15 protein-coding genes are annotated in these 15,803 nt (G+C 66.7%); all 15 read left to right on the forward strand.

What is annotated here, in order from left to right; all coding sequences use genetic code 11:
* The first annotated feature begins 6 nt into the window (after window positions 1-6).
* The 15 genes from QX073_RS21430 to chvE all read left to right on the forward strand — a co-directional run bounded on the left by QX073_RS21430 (window position 7) and on the right by chvE (window position 15,757).
* Window positions 7-774: a glucose 1-dehydrogenase gene (locus QX073_RS21430; protein ID WP_315750327.1), complete on the forward strand. Its 768-nt coding sequence runs from the start codon at window positions 7-9 to the stop codon at window positions 772-774.
* A 33-nt stretch (window positions 775-807) separates the two neighbouring features.
* On the forward strand, window positions 808-1,839 hold the full coding sequence (locus QX073_RS21435; RefSeq protein WP_316226324.1) for an L-idonate 5-dehydrogenase: 1,032 nt from the start codon (window positions 808-810) through the stop codon (window positions 1,837-1,839).
* 47 nt (window positions 1,840-1,886) lie between these two features.
* Complete coding sequence (locus QX073_RS21440) at window positions 1,887-2,783, forward strand: sugar kinase (protein ID WP_409977992.1); 897 nt, start codon at window positions 1,887-1,889, stop codon at window positions 2,781-2,783.
* Window positions 2,780-3,424, forward strand: coding sequence for a bifunctional 4-hydroxy-2-oxoglutarate aldolase/2-dehydro-3-deoxy-phosphogluconate aldolase (gene eda, locus QX073_RS21445; protein WP_315750329.1), 645 nt, complete (start codon window positions 2,780-2,782; stop codon window positions 3,422-3,424). The genes QX073_RS21440 and eda overlap by 4 nt, the downstream gene beginning before the upstream one ends.
* Before the next feature lie 240 nt (window positions 3,425-3,664).
* Complete coding sequence (ytfQ, locus tag QX073_RS21450) at window positions 3,665-4,630, forward strand: galactofuranose ABC transporter, galactofuranose-binding protein YtfQ (RefSeq protein ID WP_315718196.1); 966 nt, start codon at window positions 3,665-3,667, stop codon at window positions 4,628-4,630.
* Between the two features lie 109 nt (window positions 4,631-4,739).
* Complete coding sequence (locus QX073_RS21455) at window positions 4,740-6,290, forward strand: sugar ABC transporter ATP-binding protein (RefSeq protein ID WP_316175846.1); 1,551 nt, start codon at window positions 4,740-4,742, stop codon at window positions 6,288-6,290.
* Window positions 6,287-7,279 (forward strand): ABC transporter permease, encoded by a 993-nt coding sequence (locus QX073_RS21460; protein WP_315718199.1) that lies wholly within the window; start codon window positions 6,287-6,289, stop codon window positions 7,277-7,279. The genes QX073_RS21455 and QX073_RS21460 overlap by 4 nt, the downstream gene beginning before the upstream one ends.
* On the forward strand, window positions 7,276-8,271 hold the full coding sequence (yjfF, locus tag QX073_RS21465; protein WP_316193109.1) for a galactofuranose ABC transporter, permease protein YjfF: 996 nt from the start codon (window positions 7,276-7,278) through the stop codon (window positions 8,269-8,271). The genes QX073_RS21460 and yjfF overlap by 4 nt, the downstream gene beginning before the upstream one ends.
* The gene (locus QX073_RS21470) at window positions 8,268-9,011 is read left to right on the forward strand and encodes a FadR/GntR family transcriptional regulator (protein ID WP_315718201.1); all 744 of its coding nucleotides are present in this window, start codon (window positions 8,268-8,270) and stop codon (window positions 9,009-9,011) included. Before yjfF ends, QX073_RS21470 begins: the two co-directional genes overlap by 4 nt.
* The gene (locus QX073_RS21475) at window positions 9,008-10,744 is read left to right on the forward strand and encodes an IlvD/Edd family dehydratase (protein ID WP_315718202.1); all 1,737 of its coding nucleotides are present in this window, start codon (window positions 9,008-9,010) and stop codon (window positions 10,742-10,744) included. Before QX073_RS21470 ends, QX073_RS21475 begins: the two co-directional genes overlap by 4 nt.
* Before the next feature lie 9 nt (window positions 10,745-10,753).
* Complete coding sequence (locus tag QX073_RS21480) at window positions 10,754-11,683, forward strand: dihydrodipicolinate synthase family protein (protein ID WP_316201147.1); 930 nt, start codon at window positions 10,754-10,756, stop codon at window positions 11,681-11,683.
* Window positions 11,684-11,685: 2 nt separating this feature from the next.
* The gene (locus QX073_RS21485) at window positions 11,686-12,612 is read left to right on the forward strand and encodes a Gfo/Idh/MocA family oxidoreductase (protein WP_315718205.1); all 927 of its coding nucleotides are present in this window, start codon (window positions 11,686-11,688) and stop codon (window positions 12,610-12,612) included.
* A 4-nt stretch (window positions 12,613-12,616) separates the two neighbouring features.
* Entirely contained in the window at window positions 12,617-13,696 is a 1,080-nt protein-coding gene (locus QX073_RS21490) for an aldose epimerase family protein (RefSeq protein WP_315750335.1), read from the forward strand.
* Window positions 13,696-14,577 (forward strand): SMP-30/gluconolactonase/LRE family protein, encoded by an 882-nt coding sequence (locus tag QX073_RS21495; protein ID WP_316201586.1) that lies wholly within the window; start codon window positions 13,696-13,698, stop codon window positions 14,575-14,577. The genes QX073_RS21490 and QX073_RS21495 overlap by 1 nt, the downstream gene beginning before the upstream one ends.
* 109 nt (window positions 14,578-14,686) lie before the next feature.
* Window positions 14,687-15,757 carry a multiple monosaccharide ABC transporter substrate-binding protein gene (gene chvE, locus QX073_RS21500; RefSeq protein WP_315750336.1) on the forward strand — a complete coding sequence of 357 codons (1,071 nt, stop codon included), beginning with the start codon at window positions 14,687-14,689 and terminating at the stop codon, window positions 15,755-15,757.
* The last annotated feature ends 46 nt before the right edge of the window (window positions 15,758-15,803 follow it).

Below are 15,803 nucleotides of genomic sequence, written 5' to 3' on the forward strand. Positions count from 1 at the left end.
GAACAGATGTCGACCTCACTCTTCGATCTCTCCGGCAAGACCGCGCTGGTGACCGGCTCCTCCCGCGGCCTCGGCCGCGCCATTGCCGAAGGCTTTGCCAAGGCCGGGGCGCGGCTCGTCATCAACGGCACCGACCCGGCGCGCACGCTGGCGGCGGCGGAAGAATTCCGCGCCGCGGGCCATCAGGCCGAGGCCTGCCCGTTCGACGTGACCGATGAGCAGGCCGTGGTCAGCGCCTTCGCGCGTTTCGATGACCAGGGGATCGCGATCGACATCCTCGTCAACAATGCCGGCATCCAGCACCGCAAGCCGCTGGTCGAGTTCACCACCGACGAGTGGCGCCGCGTCATCGAGACCAACCTCACCAGCGCGTTCGTGATCGGGCGCGAGGCCGCCAAGCGGATGATTCCGCGCAACAGCGGCAAGATCATCAACATCGGCTCGCTCGGCAGCGAGCTGGCAAGGCCGACGATCGGGCCCTACACCACGGCCAAGGGCGGAATCCGCAACCTGACCCGCGCGATGGCCGTCGAATGGGCCGCGCACGGCATCCAGGCCAATGCGATCGGTCCCGGCTACATGCTGACCGACATGAACCAGGCGCTGATGAGCAACCCCGACTTCAACAACTGGCTGATGTCGCGCGTCCCGGCGAAGCGCTGGGGTCGTCCCGACGAACTGGTCGGCACCGCGATCTTCCTGGCCTCCGACGCGTCGACCTATGTCAACGGCCAGACCATCTATGTCGATGGCGGCATGCTGGCGGCGATGTAGGATCGCGGAAGACACGAGACAGGGAGGCCGGCCATGCGTGCGGTCGTCATTCACGCGCCGAAAGATCTGCGCATCGACAGCTTTCCCGATCCGGCGCCGGGACCCGGCGAGGTCCGGGTCAAGATCGAGGCCGGCGGCATCTGCGGCTCGGATCTGCATTACTACCATCACGGCGGCTTCGGCACGGTCCGCATCAAGCAGCCGATGGCGCTGGGTCATGAGATCGCAGGCCACGTCGCCGCGGTCGGTGCCGGCGTGACCGGCCTCGCCGAGGGCACGCGCGTCGCCGTCAATCCGAGCCTGCCGTGCGGCAAATGCGCCTATTGCCGCGAGGGGCGGCGCAACCAGTGCCTGGACATGCGCTTCATGGGCAGCGCGATGCGCGATCCCCACGTGCAGGGCGGCTTCCGCGAGTTCGTCACCGTGGATGCCTCGCAGGCGGTGCCGATCGCGCCGTCGTTGTCGCTGGGAGAGGCCGCGATGGCCGAGCCGCTGTCGGTCTGCCTGCATGCCGCGCACCAGGCCGGTTCGCTGCTCGGCAAGCGCGTGCTGGTGACCGGCTGCGGCCCGATCGGAGCGCTGTCGATCCTGGTCGCGCGTTACGGCGGCGCAGCCGAGATCGTGGCGACCGACGTCGCCGACGCGCCGCTTGCGATGGCGCGCACGCTCGGCGCCAGCCATGCGTTCAATGTCGGGGCGGAGCCGTCGGCGCTCGATCCGTGGCGGAGCGGGAAGGGCACGTTCGACGTGCTGTTCGAGGCCTCCGGCAACCAGGCCGCCCTGCGGGCGGCGCTCGACGTCATGAGGCCCGGCGGCGTCATCGTCCAGCTTGGGCTCGGCGGCGAGATGACCTTGCCGGTCAACACGCTGGTCACGAAGGAGCTGCAATTGCGCGGCACGTTCCGGTTCGACCGCGAATTCGAGCTGGCGCTGCGGCTGATGGGCGAGGGGCTGCTGGACGTCAAGCCGCTGATCTCGGCTGCGCTGCCATTCGAGCAGGCGGTCGCCGCCTTCGAGCTCGCCAGCGATCGAAGCCGGTCGATGAAGGTTCATTTGACGTTTTGATGGATGGATTGACGCCGATGAAAGTCGCCTGCATCGGAGAGTGCATGGTGGAGTTTGCGCAGGAGGACGGCTCGCTGTTCCGGCGCGGCTTCGGCGGCGACACGCTCAACACGGCGCTCTATCTGGCCCGGCTCGGCGTGCCCACCTCCTACGTCACGGCGCTCGGCGATGATCCCTTGAGCGCTATGATGCTGGCGGCCTGGCAGGCCGAGGGCATCGACACCTCGGAGGTGCTGCAGGTCGAGGGCCGCGTGCCCGGCCTGTACATGATCGAGCGCGATGCCCGGGGCGAGCGCAGCTTCCTCTATTGGCGCGACCGCGCGCCGGCGCGCGAGCTGTTCGATCGCGCCGACCGCGACATGCTCGACAGGCTCTCCCGCTTCGACTGGATCTATCTCTCCGGCATCAGCCTCTCGCTCTATGGCGAGACCGGCAAGGCCAAGCTGCGTGAGCTCTTGACGGTGGCGCGCAAGCGCGGCGCGCGTGTGGTCTTCGACGGCAACTACCGGCCGCGCGGCTGGGCCAGCCGCGAGGTGGCGCAGCGCGCGTTCCGCGCGATCCTGCCGCTGGTCGACGTTGCGCTGCCGACGCTCGAGGATGAGCAGATGCTGTTCGGCGATGCCGACGCCTCCGTCAGCCTGCGCCGCTTCAAGGAAGCCGGGGTCGGCGAGGTCGTCGTCAAGCGCGGCGCACGCGGCTGCCTGATCCATGCCGATGGTGTGCTGGTCGACATCGCGCCGCCTGCGGTGCTCAAGCCGATCGACACCACGGCGGCCGGCGATTCCTTCAATGCGGGTTATCTCGCCGCGCGCATCAAGGGCGCGCCGCCCCGCAAGGCGGCGTTGGCCGGCCACCGGCTTGCCGGCGCCGTGATCATGGCGCCGGGAGCCGTGATCCCGGCCACCGCGATGCCGCGGGACATTCTGACGATGAGCGAGGCATGATGAACAATTTGGACAAGCGCACGAAGCTCGATGCGGTGTTCGCTCTGGCGCCGGTGATTCCGGTGATCACGATCGAGGACGCCGCGCATGCCGTGCCGCTTGCGCGCGCGCTCGTTAGCGGCGGTCTCCGCGTCATCGAGATCACCTTGCGGACGCAGGCGGGGCTCGATGCCGCACGCGCGATCATCGATGAGGTGCCGGACGCCGTTGTCGGCATCGGCACGGTGCTGACGCCGGCGGACTACGAGCGCGCCGTCGGGCTCGGTGCAGCCTTCGCGATCAGCCCGGGCCTGTCGATCGGCCTGCTCGATGCCGCGAATGCGGGCGAAATGCCGTTCGCGCCGGGCATTCAGACCGCCTCTGATCTCATCGCCTGCGTGACGCGCGGCTATGAGCTGGTGAAGTTCTTTCCTGCGGTGCCGGCCGGTGGGCTCGCCGCGCTGGATGCGCTGGCCGGGCCGTTCCCCAACGTACGGTTCTGCCCGACGGGCGGCATCAATGCCGGCAACGCTGCGCAATGGCTGGCGCATAAGAAGGTCGTTGCGATCGGCGGCTCCTGGGTCGCCCCCGCGGCCGACATCAAGGCCGGTGCCTGGGCTGCGATCGAGCAGCGCGCCCGCGAGGCGACGAAGCTGCGCTGATCTGGCCTGTCCACAACTTAAAATTTTGTTTGTGTCCGACGTTCATCTTCGGCAGCGTAGGCCTCCGTCGGCGCTTGTCATTCTCAAAAAGTATTACAGTCAAATAATATGACTAGTCATCCCAAGTGTTCCGTGGAATAACGGACGTCACCGGCCGTCGAGGCGGGTGAATAGGTGCGTCGGCACCGCTGTTCGCGGCGGCGCATCAAAAAACAGTACCTTTTTGGGAGAGAACGTCTGATGACCCTGAAAGCCCTCTTTGCGGCCTCGGCAACGGCCGCCTTGTTGCTTGCCACGTCTGCTGGCGCCGCTGAGCTGACCGTCGGCTTCTCGCAGATCGGATCGGAGTCCGGTTGGCGCGCCGCCGAGACCTCGGTCTCGAAATCTGAAGCCGCCAAGCGCAAGATCAACCTGAAGATCGCCGACGCCCAGCAGAAGCAGGAGAACCAGATCAAGGCGATCCGCTCCTTCATCGCCCAGGGCGTGGACGCGATCTTCCTCGCACCGGTCGTGGCCTCCGGCTGGGACGCGGTGCTGAAGGAAGCCAAGGAAGCCAAGATCCCGGTCGTGCTGCTCGACCGCGACATCGATCCCTCCGGCAAGGACCTCTATCTGACCGCCGTCACCTCCGACAGCGTGCACGAGGGCGAGGTGGCAGGCGAGTGGCTCGCCAAGACGGTCGGCGGCAAGGCCTGCAACGTCGTCGAGCTGCAGGGCACGGTCGGCGCCAGCGTCGCCACCAACCGCAAGAAGGGCTTTGACGCCGTCGTCGCCAAGAACGCCAACCTGAAGGTCGTTCGCAGCCAGACCGGCGACTTCACCCGTGCCAAGGGCAAGGAGGTGATGGAAAGCTTCATCAAGGCCGAGAATGGCGGCAAGTCGATCTGCGCCGTCTACGCCCACAACGACGACATGATGGTCGGCGCCATCCAGGCGATGAAGGAAGCCGGGCTCAAGCCGGGCAAGGACATCCTGACCGTCTCGATCGACGCCGTGCCGGACATCTTCAAGGCGATCGCCGCCGGCGAAGCCAACGCCACCGTCGAGCTGACGCCGAACATGGCGGGCCCGGCGTTCGACGCAATCGTGGCTTTCAAGGAGAAGGGCACCGTTCCGCCGAAGTGGATCCAGACGGAATCGAAGCTCTACACCGCGACTGACGATCCGCAGAAGGTCTACGACAGCAAGAAGGGGCTCGGCTACTGAGCCGAAGATCTCGCCGTCGTCCTGGCTGTTGCCGGGACGACGGAAATCAATCGTGGCGCCCGCATCGCGTGCGGGCGTCGACTTTCCGGTCTTGCCCAAGTAGTTCGTCATGTCTGATCCTTCAGCTCCGCCGGCGATGCGTCCGTCTCTTCTGGAGATCCGCGGCCTCACCAAGAGCTTCGGTGCGCTCAAGGCGCTGCAGGATGTCGACTTCATGCTGGGTGAGGGCGAGATCCACGCGCTGCTCGGCGAGAATGGCGCCGGCAAGTCGACGCTGATCAAGGTCGTCACCGGCGTTTTCGCGCGGGACGCCGGCACCGTGCGGCTGGCCGATCGGGAGATCGCGCCGCGCTCGGCCAAGGACGCGGTCGATGCCGGCATCGCCACCGTCTATCAGGAAGTCAATCTGCTGCCGAACCTCTCGGTGGCGCAAAATCTGTATCTCGGCCGGCAGCCGACGCGGTTCGGCGTCGTGCGCGAGGCCGAGATGCGGCGGCGCGCGCATGCGCTGCTGCTGGATTATGGGCTGGACATCGACGTCGGCGCACCGCTTTCGAGCTACTCGGTCGCGGTCCAGCATATCACGGCGATCGCGCGCGCCGTCGATCTGTCGGCGCGCGTCCTCATTCTCGACGAGCCCACGGCGAGCCTCGACCGCCACGAGGTCGAGATCCTGTTCAAGGTGATGCGAAAGCTCGCGGCTGATGGCATCGGCATCATCTTCGTCAGCCACTTCCTCGATCAGGTCTATGAGATCTGCGACCGCGTCACGGTGCTGCGCAACGGCCGGCTGATCGGCACGCGCGAGATTGCCGATCTGCCGCGGCTCGACCTGATCCGCATGATGCTCGGGCGGGAGCTGGCCGAGACCACCCACGAACGCGCAGCGAGCCAGCCGGACAAGGCGCGCGAGGTCTGCATCAGTTTCAAGGGCTATGGCAAGCAGGGCTACCTTGCGCCGTTCGATCTCGAGCTGCGCCGCGGCGAGGTGGTCGGGCTCGCCGGCCTGCTCGGCTCCGGACGCACCGAAACGGCACGGCTCGTGTTCGGCGCCGAGCGCGCCGACAGCGGCGCGGCCACCGTCAACGGTGAGACCGTCCGGCTGAATTCGCCGCGCGATGCCGCCGGGCTCGGCTTCGGCTATTGTCCGGAAGAGCGCAAGACGGAGGGCATCGTTGCCGACCTCACCGTGCGCGAGAACATCGTGCTGGCGCTACAGGCGCGGCGCGGCCTGCACCGGCCACTGTCGCGGCGCGAGCAGGACGAGATCGCGATGCGTTACATCCGCATGCTCGACATCCGGCCGCCGGATCCGGAACGTCCGATCGGGCTGCTGTCGGGCGGCAACCAGCAGAAGGCGCTGCTGGCGCGCTGGCTCGCCACGTCGCCGAAGCTCCTCGTTCTGGACGAGCCGACGCGCGGCATCGACGTCGGGGCCCATGCCGAGATCATCCGGCTGGTGCGCGAGCTGTGCGAGCAGGGGCTGGCGCTGCTTGTGATCTCCTCCGAGCTCGACGAGATCGTGACCTATTCGAACCGCGTCATCGTGCTGCGCGACCGCGCCCATGTCGAGGAGCTGAAGGGCGACGCCGTCGAGGTCTCCAGCATTCTTGCGGCGATCGCTGCGGATACCGAGTCCGTGCGCGAGGCCGCATCATGACGCTTCGCATTCCCCGCCGTGGCCTGGCACAAGCGCTCGCACTGATCTTGATCCTGATCATCGATCGCGCGGTGTCGCCGCAGTTCTTCAATCTCCATCTGCAGGACGGCCGGCTGTTCGGCAGCGTCATCGACGTCCTGAACCGCGGCACGCCGGTGGCGCTGCTGTCGCTGGGCATGGTGCTCGTCATCGCGACCGGAGGCATCGACCTTTCGGTCGGTGCCGTGATGGCGATCGCGGGCGCCACCGCGGCGAGCCTCGCCGATACGCATTCGCTGCCGGTGGTCATCGGCTCCGCGCTCGCTGTCGGTCTGGTGTGCGGGCTCTGGAACGGCATCCTCGTTGCCTTCTTGCGTATCCAGCCGATCGTCGCCACGCTCATCCTGATGGTCGCAGGACGCGGCATCGCGCAGCTCATCACGGAAGGTCGGATCGTCACCTTCACCTCGCCCGATCTGGTCTGGATGGGCAACGGCGCCGTGCTCGGCCTGCCGACGCCGGTCGTGATCGCGATCGGCATGCTGCTGGTGACGGGGGCGGTCGTGCGCGGCACCGCGCTCGGGCTCTTGATCGAGGCGACCGGCGGCAACGCGCGCGCCAGCGAGCTGTCGGGCGTCGGCACCCGCGCCATGATCCTGTCGGTCTATGTCTGGTGCGGACTGTGCGCCGCGCTCGCGGGCGTCATTGCGGCCGCCGACATCATGGGGGCGGATGCCAACAATGCCGGGCTGTGGCTCGAGCTCGATGCGATCCTCGCCGTCGTGATCGGCGGCACCTCGCTGTTTGGCGGCCGCTTCAGCCTGGTGCTGGCGGTGGCCGGCGCGCTTATCATCCAGGCCATGAACACCGGCATCCTGCTGTCGGGCTATCCGCCGGAGCTCAATCTGCTGGTCAAGGCCGTCGTCGTGCTTGCCGTGCTGCTGGCGCAGTCGCCGCGGCTCGGCGATCTCTCGCGCTTCACCGCACGCTGGCGGAGGACCAAGCCATGAGAGCATCGACCTCGGTTGCGATCACGGCCTTTGTGCTGGTCGCCGGCTTCGCGTTGTGCGCGCTGCAGTTCCCGAACATCGCCTCGACCCGCGTCGTCGCTAATCTGCTCACCGACAACGCCTTCCTCGGCATCGTCGCGGCCGGCATGACCTTCGTCATCATCTCCGGCGGCATCGATCTGTCGGTCGGCTCGGTGATCGGCTTCACGACGGTGTTCGTGGCTCTGGCGGTCGAGCGCTGGGGCATTCCGCCGTTTGCCGCGTTCGCAATGGTGCTCGTGCTGTGCGCGCTGTTCGGCGCCGCGATGGGGGCGGTCATTCACGTATTTGAGCTGCCGCCCTTCATCGTGACGCTCGCGGGCATGTTCCTGGCGCGCGGCGTCAGCTTCCTGCTGTCGACCGAGTCGATTCCGATCACCGCTCCGATCTACAGTGCCGTCTCCGACTTTGCGATCCGGCTGCCAGGCGGCGGACGGCTCACCGCGATCGCGATGGCGATGCTCGTGATCCTGGTGCTCTGCGCGTTGCTGCTGCATTTGACCCGGTTTGGCGCCAACGTCTACGCGCTCGGCGGCAGCCGTGTGGCGACAGCCCTGATGGGCATTCCGGTCGGGCCGATGACGATCCGCATTTATATGCTGTCGAGCGTGCTTGCGGGCCTCGCCGGCATCGTCTTCTCGTTCTACACCGCGGCCGGCTACTCGCTCTCGGCCGTTGGCGTCGAGCTCGATACAATCGCGGCCGTGGTGATCGGCGGAACCTTGTTGACGGGCGGACAAGGCTCGGTCATCGGCACCTTCCTTGGCGTCCTGATCCAGGGCATGATCCAGACCTACATCAACTTCGACGGCACGCTGTCGAGCTGGTGGACCAAGATCGCCACGGGGGTTCTGTTGTTCGTCTTCATTGCGTTGCAACAAGGTCTGATGGCGCTCGCGCGCCGCTCATCCGTCAAGCCCGCAGGGGCCAAGCCGATGGGGGCGCCGACATGACGACGTCGCACATCGTCTCGATTCCGACCCGGCGCGCGCATTCCAACCATGCCGAGGTCGCCCGCAGCATCGGCATCGACATCATCTCCGGCCGACTGGCCGAGGGGGCGCGGCTGCCGGGTGATGCCGAGCTGACCGCGACCTTCGGCGTCTCACGGCCGGTGCTGCGCGAGAGCGTGAAGACCCTCGTTGCAAAAGGTCTGCTGTCGACCAAGGCCCGCGTCGGCACCGTGGTGCGCGGACGCTCGGACTGGAACATGTTCGATCCCGACGTGCTCGCCTGGCACCTCGACGCGGGCATCGACAAGCGCTTCCTCGCCGACCTCGCCGAGATCCGGTTGGCGATCGAGCCGCGCGCCGCGGCGCTCGCGGCGGAACGCCGTACGGATGACGACGTCGCGGCGATGCGCAAGGCGATGGCGCAGATGGAGCGCGAGCCATCGACATCGGTCGCTTTCGCCGAGGCTGACCTTGCGCTGCACATCGCGGTCGCCAACGCCTCGGGCAATCCCTTCATGCGCTCGATCGGCGCTGTCATCGAGGCCGCGTTGCGCGCCTCGTTCGTCCTGAGCGCCCCGATCGAGACCGCCGATCGCGACACCGTGCTGGTCTGGCACCAGCGCATCATCGACGCGATCGCGGATGGAGACGCCGACGGCGCCTCCGAGGCCATGATCGAAGTCATCTACAACGGCCGGCGGCGCCATGCCCAGTCGGCTGCACGAACGGACCGGGAATGAGCAACGACAACGAGAAGAAGACGCTGCGGAGCCAGGCGTGGTTCGGCCGCCAGGACAAGATGGGCTTCTATTATCGCTCGTTCCTGAAGAACAGCGGCACGCCGCAGGATCGCTTCGAGGGCCGTCCGGTCATCGGCATCTGCAACACCTGGTCGGAGCTGACACCCTGCAACGCGCATTTCCGCGTCATCGCCGAGCATGTCCGCCAGGGCGTGCTCGATGCCGGCGGCTATCCGCTGGAGTTTCCGGTCTCCTCGCTCGGCGAGGTGACGATGCGCCCCACCGCGATGCTGTTCCGTAACCTCGCTTCGATGGATGTCGAGGAGGCGATCCGCGCCCACCCGCTCGACGGCGTCGTGCTGCTGATGGGCTGTGACAAGACCACGCCGGCGCTCTTGATGGGCGCCGCCTCGGCCAACCTGCCTGCGATCGGTGTTTCAGGCGGGCCACAACTGCGCGGCGTCTATCGTGGCCAGATCATCGGCTCCGGTACCAACATCATCTCGATGAGCGAGCAGCTGCGTGCCGGCGAGATCACGCTGAAGGAATTCCACGAGGCCGAGGCCGGCATGAACCGCTCCGCCGGCAGCTGCATGACCATGGGCACGGCCTCGACGATGGCCTCGATGGTCGAGGCGCTCGGCATCGGCTTGCCGGAAAATGCGGCGATTCCGGCTGCGGATGCGCGGCGCAACCTGCTGGCCCGCATGGCCGGACGGCGCATCGTCCAGATGGTCGGCGAGGATCTCAAGCCGTCGGATATCCTGACGCGCCAGGCGTTCGAGAACGCGATCCGCACGCTGGCCGCGATCGGCGGCTCGACCAATGCCGTCGTGCATCTGCTCGCGATCGCCGGCCGTGTCGGCGTCGAGCTGACGCTCGATGATTTCGATCGGCTCTGCCGCGACGTGCATTGCCTGGTCGACCTGATGCCGTCGGGCCGCTTCCTGATGGAGGACTTCTATTACGCCGGCGGCCTGCCGGCGGTGCTGCGTGCGCTCGGCGAGCGCGGCCTGCTGCACAAGGACGCGCGCACCGTCAACGGCAAGACGTTGTGGGACAATGTCGCCGAGGCTCCGAACTGGAACGCCGAGGTCATCACACCGTTCGAGACCCCGTTCAAGACGGAAGCCGGCATCGCCATTCTCACCGGCAATCTCGCCCCCAACGGCGCTGTCATCAAGCCGTCGGCGGCCTCGCCGGAACTGATGAACCATACGGGACGCGCGGTCGTGTTCGAGAGCGTCGAGGAGATGCATGACGCGGTCGACGACGACAATCTCGACATCGATGCGTCCTGCATCATGGTGCTGAAGAACTGCGGGCCGAAGGGCTATCCGGGCATGGCCGAGGTCGGCAACATGCCGCTGCCTGCGAAAGTGCTGCGTCAGGGCGTGCGCGACATGATCCGCATCTCCGATGCGCGCATGTCCGGCACGGCCTACGGCACGGTGGTGCTGCATGTCGCGCCGGAGGCTACCGTCGGCGGACCGCTGGCGCTGGTGAAGAACGGCGACATGATCACGCTCGACGTCGCCGCGCGCCGGCTGCATCTGCATGTCAGCGACGAGGAACTGGCCGCACGCCGCGCCGCCTGGACGCCGCCGAAGCCGCATGCGGCCCGCGGCTATCAGAAGCTCTACATCGATCACGTGCTGCAGGCCGATCGCGGCGTCGATTTCGATTTCCTCGTCGGCCGCACCGGCTCGCCCGTGCCGCGCGACAATCACTGAGAGGGGCCCATGACCGCTTCCGCCAAAAAGCTCTACAAGGGAGTCTTCCCGGTGGCGCCGACCGTGTTCGACGCCGACGGCCGTCTCGACCTCGAAGGCCAGAAGCGAGCGATCGACTTCATGATCGATGCCGGCTCGCACGGCATCTGCATCCTCGCCAATTTCTCCGAGCAGTTCGTGCTGACCGATGACGAGCGCGATCTGGTGATGACCACGGTGCTGGAGCATGTTGCCGGCCGCGTGCCGATCATCGTCACCACGACGCATTTCTCGACCTTTGTCTGCGCCGAGCGTTCGCGCCGGGCGCAGGAGAAGGGCGCTGCCATGGTCATGGTGATGCCGCCCTATCACGGCGCGACCTTCCGCGTGCCGGACACCTCGATCTATGAATTCTATCGCGGCGTCTCCGACGCGATCTCGATCCCGATCATGGTGCAGGACGCGCCGGTCGCCGGCACGCCGCTATCGGTGCCGTTCTTGGCGCGCATGGCCAAGGAGATCGAGAACCTCGCTTATTTCAAGATCGAAGTGCCGCGTGCGGCCGACAAGTTGCGCGCGCTGATCGAGGCAGGCGGCCCGGCGATCGAAGGTCCGTGGGACGGCGAGGAGGCAATCACCCTGATGGCCGATCTCGACGCGGGCGCCACCGGCGCGATGACCGGCGGCGGCTATCCCGACGGCATTCGCAAGGTCATCGATCCGTATTTCGCGGGCGACCGCGAGGCCGCGGCGGCGGCCTATGAGCGCTGGCTGCCGCTGATCAACTACGAGAACCGGCAGTGCGGGCTTGCCACCTGCAAGATCCTGATGAAGGCGGGCGGCGTGATCCGCCACGACACGCTGCGCGCGCCGCAGCCGCCAATTCATCCGGCGACCCAGAAGGGACTGATCGAGATTGCGCGCCGGCTCGACCCAGTCGTGCTGCGCTGGGGACGCTAGAGATGAGTGAGCTTCGTGTCGCCATCGTCGGCTTCGGTAAGATCGCCAGGGATCAGCACGTGCCGGCGATCGCCGCCACCGAGGGCGTGACCCTGACGGCGGTGGCGAGCCGCAACGCCTCTCTGCCAGGCCTGCCGCATTTCGGCACCATCGAGGAGCTGCTGCGCGACGGGCCGGAGATCGACGCCGTCTCGCTATGCACGCCGCCGCAGGTGCGCCGCGCGCAGGCGCAGGCCGCGCTCGAGGCCGGCAAGCACGTGATGCTGGAGAAGCCGCCGGGTGCGGCGGTCAGCGAGCTCGATCCACTGATCGCGCTCGCGGCTGCCAAGCAGCGCACGCTGTTCGCGACCTGGCATTCGCGCTATGCGCCGGCCGTCGAGCCGGCGCGCGCTTGGCTGTCGTCGCGTCAGATCCGCAGCGTGCGCATCGACTGGAAGGAGGACGTGCGCGTCTGGCATCCCGGACAGGCCTGGATCTGGGAGCCGGGCGGGCTCGGCGTGTTCGATCCGGGGATCAACGCGCTGTCGATCCTGACCCGCATCCTGCCCGAGCCGGTGTTCCTGACCGAGGCCGAACTGTCGTTTCCGTCCAACCGCCAGGCGCCGATCGCGGCCAACCTGTCACTGTCGACAGCCAGCGACCTGCCGATCGCGGCCGAGTTCGACTTCCGCCAGACCGGGCCGCAGAGCTGGGACATCCGGATCGAGACCGACGCCGGGCAGTTGAAGCTGTCGCTCGGCGGCGCGCGGATGACCGCGGACGATCAGCCGATGGTCGACGAGAAGGAACGCGAATATCCCGGCCTCTATCGTCGCTTCGTCGAACTGACGAAGACCGGCGCGAGCGACGTCGATCTTGCGCCGCTGCGGCTGGTGGCCGATGCGTTCCTGCTCGGCCGCCGGCAATTCGTCGAGCCGTTCGAGGACTAGAGCGATGGCAGAAGCGCGGATCACCAGGGATGTGTTTGGCAGCCTGCCGGACGGCCGCGAGGTCGAGCGCGTCACCTTGCGTGGCGCTCACGGTTTCGAGGCGCGGATCATCACCTACGGCGCGGCGCTGCAGACGCTGCTGGTGCCGGATGCGCAGGGGCTTGTCGATGACGTGGTGCTCGGTCATGACGACTTGCTGAGCTACGTCAAGCTCCGAAAGTTCTTCGGTGCGACGGTCGGGCGCTACGCCAACCGCATCGCCAAGGCGCGCTTTTCGCTCGACGGTCAGGATCTGCGCCTCGACGCCAACAATGGTGCACATGCATTGCATGGCGGTCCCGACGGCTTCGACCGCAAGCTCTGGCAGATCGTCGCGACCGAAGACGGCGCCCAGCCCTCGGTCACGATGCTCTATGTCAGTCCCGACGGCGAGGCCAATTATCCGGGGCGGCTCGACGTTCGTGTCACCTATCAGTTGACCGGGCCGATGGAGCTGGCTGTCAGCTTCAGCGCCCGGACCACCCGGACGACGGTGGTCAACCTGACCAACCACAGCTTCTTCAATCTCGATGGCCTGGCCGCCGGCAGCGACATCCTTGATCATCGTCTGACCGTCGAAGCCGACCATTATCTTGCGATCGACGAGACCGCGATCCCGCTGGAAGGGCCGCCGCACGCTGTCGCCGGCACGCCGTTCGATTTCCGCGAGCCGCATGCGGTCGGTGCCCGCATCCGCGCTGACGACCCGCAGATCAAATGCGGTCGCGGCTACGATCATAATTTCTGCCTTCGACAGCAGGCGGGGGTGCGCTTGGCCGCCCGGCTGGCGTCCGCGCGCTCGGGGCGCGTCATGGAGTTGCTCACCGATCAGCCCGGCCTGCAGGTCTATTCCGGCAACTATCTTGACGGGACCGTGACCGGCAAGGGGCGTGTCTATCGTCAGTCCGACGCGCTCTGCCTGGAGCCGCAGGTCTGGCCGGACAGTCCGAACCGTCCGGATTTTCCCAGCGCGCGTCTTGCGCCCGATGACGTCTACAAGCACGAGACGGTGTATCGCTTCTCGACCGCGGGAGCGTCCGCATGATGGAGCAGGTGCCGACCACGATCCTCTGCGACGAGCGCTGCCATCTCGGCGAGGGGCCGACCTACGATCCCCATACCGACACCGCCTGGTGGTTCGACATTCGTGAAGGCCTGCTGTTCGAGGCCAAGATCGGCAGCGGCGAACTCCGCCGCCATGGCCTCGGCAGGATGGCGAGCGCGCTCGGCCGTATCGATGCCAACAGGCAGTTGATCGTGGCCGAGGACGGGCTCTACATCCGCAGCATCGCCGACGGTGCGCTATCCCTGTATCTGCCGCTCGAAGCCGACAATCCGGCGACGCGGTCGAACGACTCCCGGGTTCATCCCTCCGGGACGTTCTGGATCGGCACCATGGGCCGCAACGCCGAGTGCGGCCTGGGCTCGATCTACGCGCTGCATCGCGGCGAGATCATCCGCCTGTTCCCCAACGTCACCATTCCCAACGCGATCTGCTTCTCGCCGGATGGCACGATCGGCTATTTCGCCGACACCGACGAGAACGTCCTCTATCGTGTCGCACTCGACCCGGAGACGGGCCTGCCGCGCGGTGAGCCGGAGGTCCTGCTGCGCCATGCCGGCGTCGGTGGGCTGGATGGCGCCGTCGTCGATGCCGACGGGCGGATCTGGAACGCACGCTGGGGCGGCGGTTGTGTCGATGTCTACAGCCCGCAGGGCGAGCATCTCCGCAGCATCGCGGTTCCGGCCAGCCAGGCGAGCTGCCCGGCGTTCGTCGGCCCCGGTCTGTCGCGCCTGCTGGTCACGTCGGCCTGGCAGGACATGGACGCGGCGGCCAAGGCGGCCGACCCCGGCCATGGCCAGACTTTCCTTCTCGAGGTCGGCGCTCACGGTCGCGCCGAGCCTGACGTCAAGCTGTCGATCTGAGAGGAGGAACAATCGAGTCGAGCGTCGTTCAGCCTAACAGCCATCTGGTATCAAGATACGCAATCGCGTATTCCTAGTTCAAATCTGAAAATCTTAGAGGGAGTGAAGCATGCTGAATTTCAAGACCATCATGGCCGCCGCGCTGGCCGGCCTCGGCGCCGTGGCGCTGTCCGGCGCTGCAATGGCCCAGAGCAAGCCGACGATCGGCATCGCGATGCCGACCAAGTCGTCGGCGCGCTGGATCGACGACGGCAACAACATGGTCAAGGTGCTGAAGGAGCGCGGCTACAACACCGACCTGCAATATGCCGAGGACGACATCCCGAACCAGCTCTCGCAGGTCGAGAACATGGTCACCAAGGGCGCCAAGGTGCTGGTCATCGCGGCGATCGACGGCACCACGCTGTCCGACGCGCTGAAGCAGGCCAAGGAGAAGGGCGTCACCGTGATCGCCTATGACCGCCTGATCCGCGACACGCCGAATGTCGACTACTACGCGACCTTCGACAATTTCCAGGTCGGCGTGCTGCAGGCGCAGTCGATCGTCGACAAGCTCGGCCTGAAGGACGGCAAGGGCCCGTTCAACATCGAGCTGTTCGGCGGCTCTCCGGACGACAACAACGCCTACTTCTTCTACAACGGCGCGATGTCGGTGCTGCAGCCCTATCTCGACTCCGGCAAGCTCGTGGTGGCGTCCGGTCAGAAGGGCATGGACAAGGTCGCGACCCTGCGCTGGGACGGCGCCACCGCCCAGGCCCGCATGGACAACCTGCTCAGCGCCTATTACGGCAACAAGCGTGTCGACGCGGTGCTGTCGCCCTATGACGGCCTCTCGATCGGCATCATCTCGTCCCTGAAGGGCGTCGGCTATGGCAGCGGCAACCAGCCGATGCCGGTCATCTCCGGCCAGGACGCCGAAGTGCCGTCCGTCAAGGCGATCCTGCGCGGCGATCAGTACTCGACCATCTTCAAGGACACCCGCGACCTCGCCAAGGTGACCGCCGACATGGTCGATGCTGCGCTGAGCGGCAAGCAGGTGCAGGTCAACGACACCAAGACCTACAACAACGGCGTCAAGGTCGTCCCGGCCTATCTGCTCAAGCCGGTCGTCGTCGACAAGAGCAACTGGGAGAAGGTTCTGATCGGCAGCGGCTATTACAAGAAGTCGCAGGTCGAGTGATCTCAACCGGCCGGCGAGCGCGGCCATGCGCTCGCCGGCTACTCTC

It is taken from the genome of Bradyrhizobium sp. SZCCHNS3052 (assembly GCF_032484495.1).
Taxonomy (GTDB): domain Bacteria; phylum Pseudomonadota; class Alphaproteobacteria; order Rhizobiales; family Xanthobacteraceae; genus Bradyrhizobium.

Coding starts and splice junctions, on each gene's coding strand:
- QX073_RS21475 (WP_315718202.1), top strand. CDS start 9,008: ATGAGCAACGACAACGAGAAGAAGACGCTGCGGAGCCAGGCGTGGTTC.
- QX073_RS21455 (WP_316175846.1), top strand. CDS start 4,740: ATGTCTGATCCTTCAGCTCCGCCGGCGATGCGTCCGTCTCTTCTGGAG.
- eda (WP_315750329.1), top strand. CDS start 2,780: ATGATGAACAATTTGGACAAGCGCACGAAGCTCGATGCGGTGTTCGCT.
- chvE (WP_315750336.1), top strand. CDS start 14,687: ATGCTGAATTTCAAGACCATCATGGCCGCCGCGCTGGCCGGCCTCGGC.
- QX073_RS21480 (WP_316201147.1), top strand. CDS start 10,754: ATGACCGCTTCCGCCAAAAAGCTCTACAAGGGAGTCTTCCCGGTGGCG.
- QX073_RS21485 (WP_315718205.1), top strand. CDS start 11,686: ATGAGTGAGCTTCGTGTCGCCATCGTCGGCTTCGGTAAGATCGCCAGG.
- QX073_RS21470 (WP_315718201.1), top strand. CDS start 8,268: ATGACGACGTCGCACATCGTCTCGATTCCGACCCGGCGCGCGCATTCC.
- ytfQ (WP_315718196.1), top strand. CDS start 3,665: ATGACCCTGAAAGCCCTCTTTGCGGCCTCGGCAACGGCCGCCTTGTTG.
- QX073_RS21460 (WP_315718199.1), top strand. CDS start 6,287: ATGACGCTTCGCATTCCCCGCCGTGGCCTGGCACAAGCGCTCGCACTG.
- QX073_RS21490 (WP_315750335.1), top strand. CDS start 12,617: ATGGCAGAAGCGCGGATCACCAGGGATGTGTTTGGCAGCCTGCCGGAC.
- QX073_RS21430 (WP_315750327.1), top strand. CDS start 7: ATGTCGACCTCACTCTTCGATCTCTCCGGCAAGACCGCGCTGGTGACC.
- yjfF (WP_316193109.1), top strand. CDS start 7,276: ATGAGAGCATCGACCTCGGTTGCGATCACGGCCTTTGTGCTGGTCGCC.
- QX073_RS21435 (WP_316226324.1), top strand. CDS start 808: ATGCGTGCGGTCGTCATTCACGCGCCGAAAGATCTGCGCATCGACAGC.
- QX073_RS21495 (WP_316201586.1), top strand. CDS start 13,696: ATGGAGCAGGTGCCGACCACGATCCTCTGCGACGAGCGCTGCCATCTC.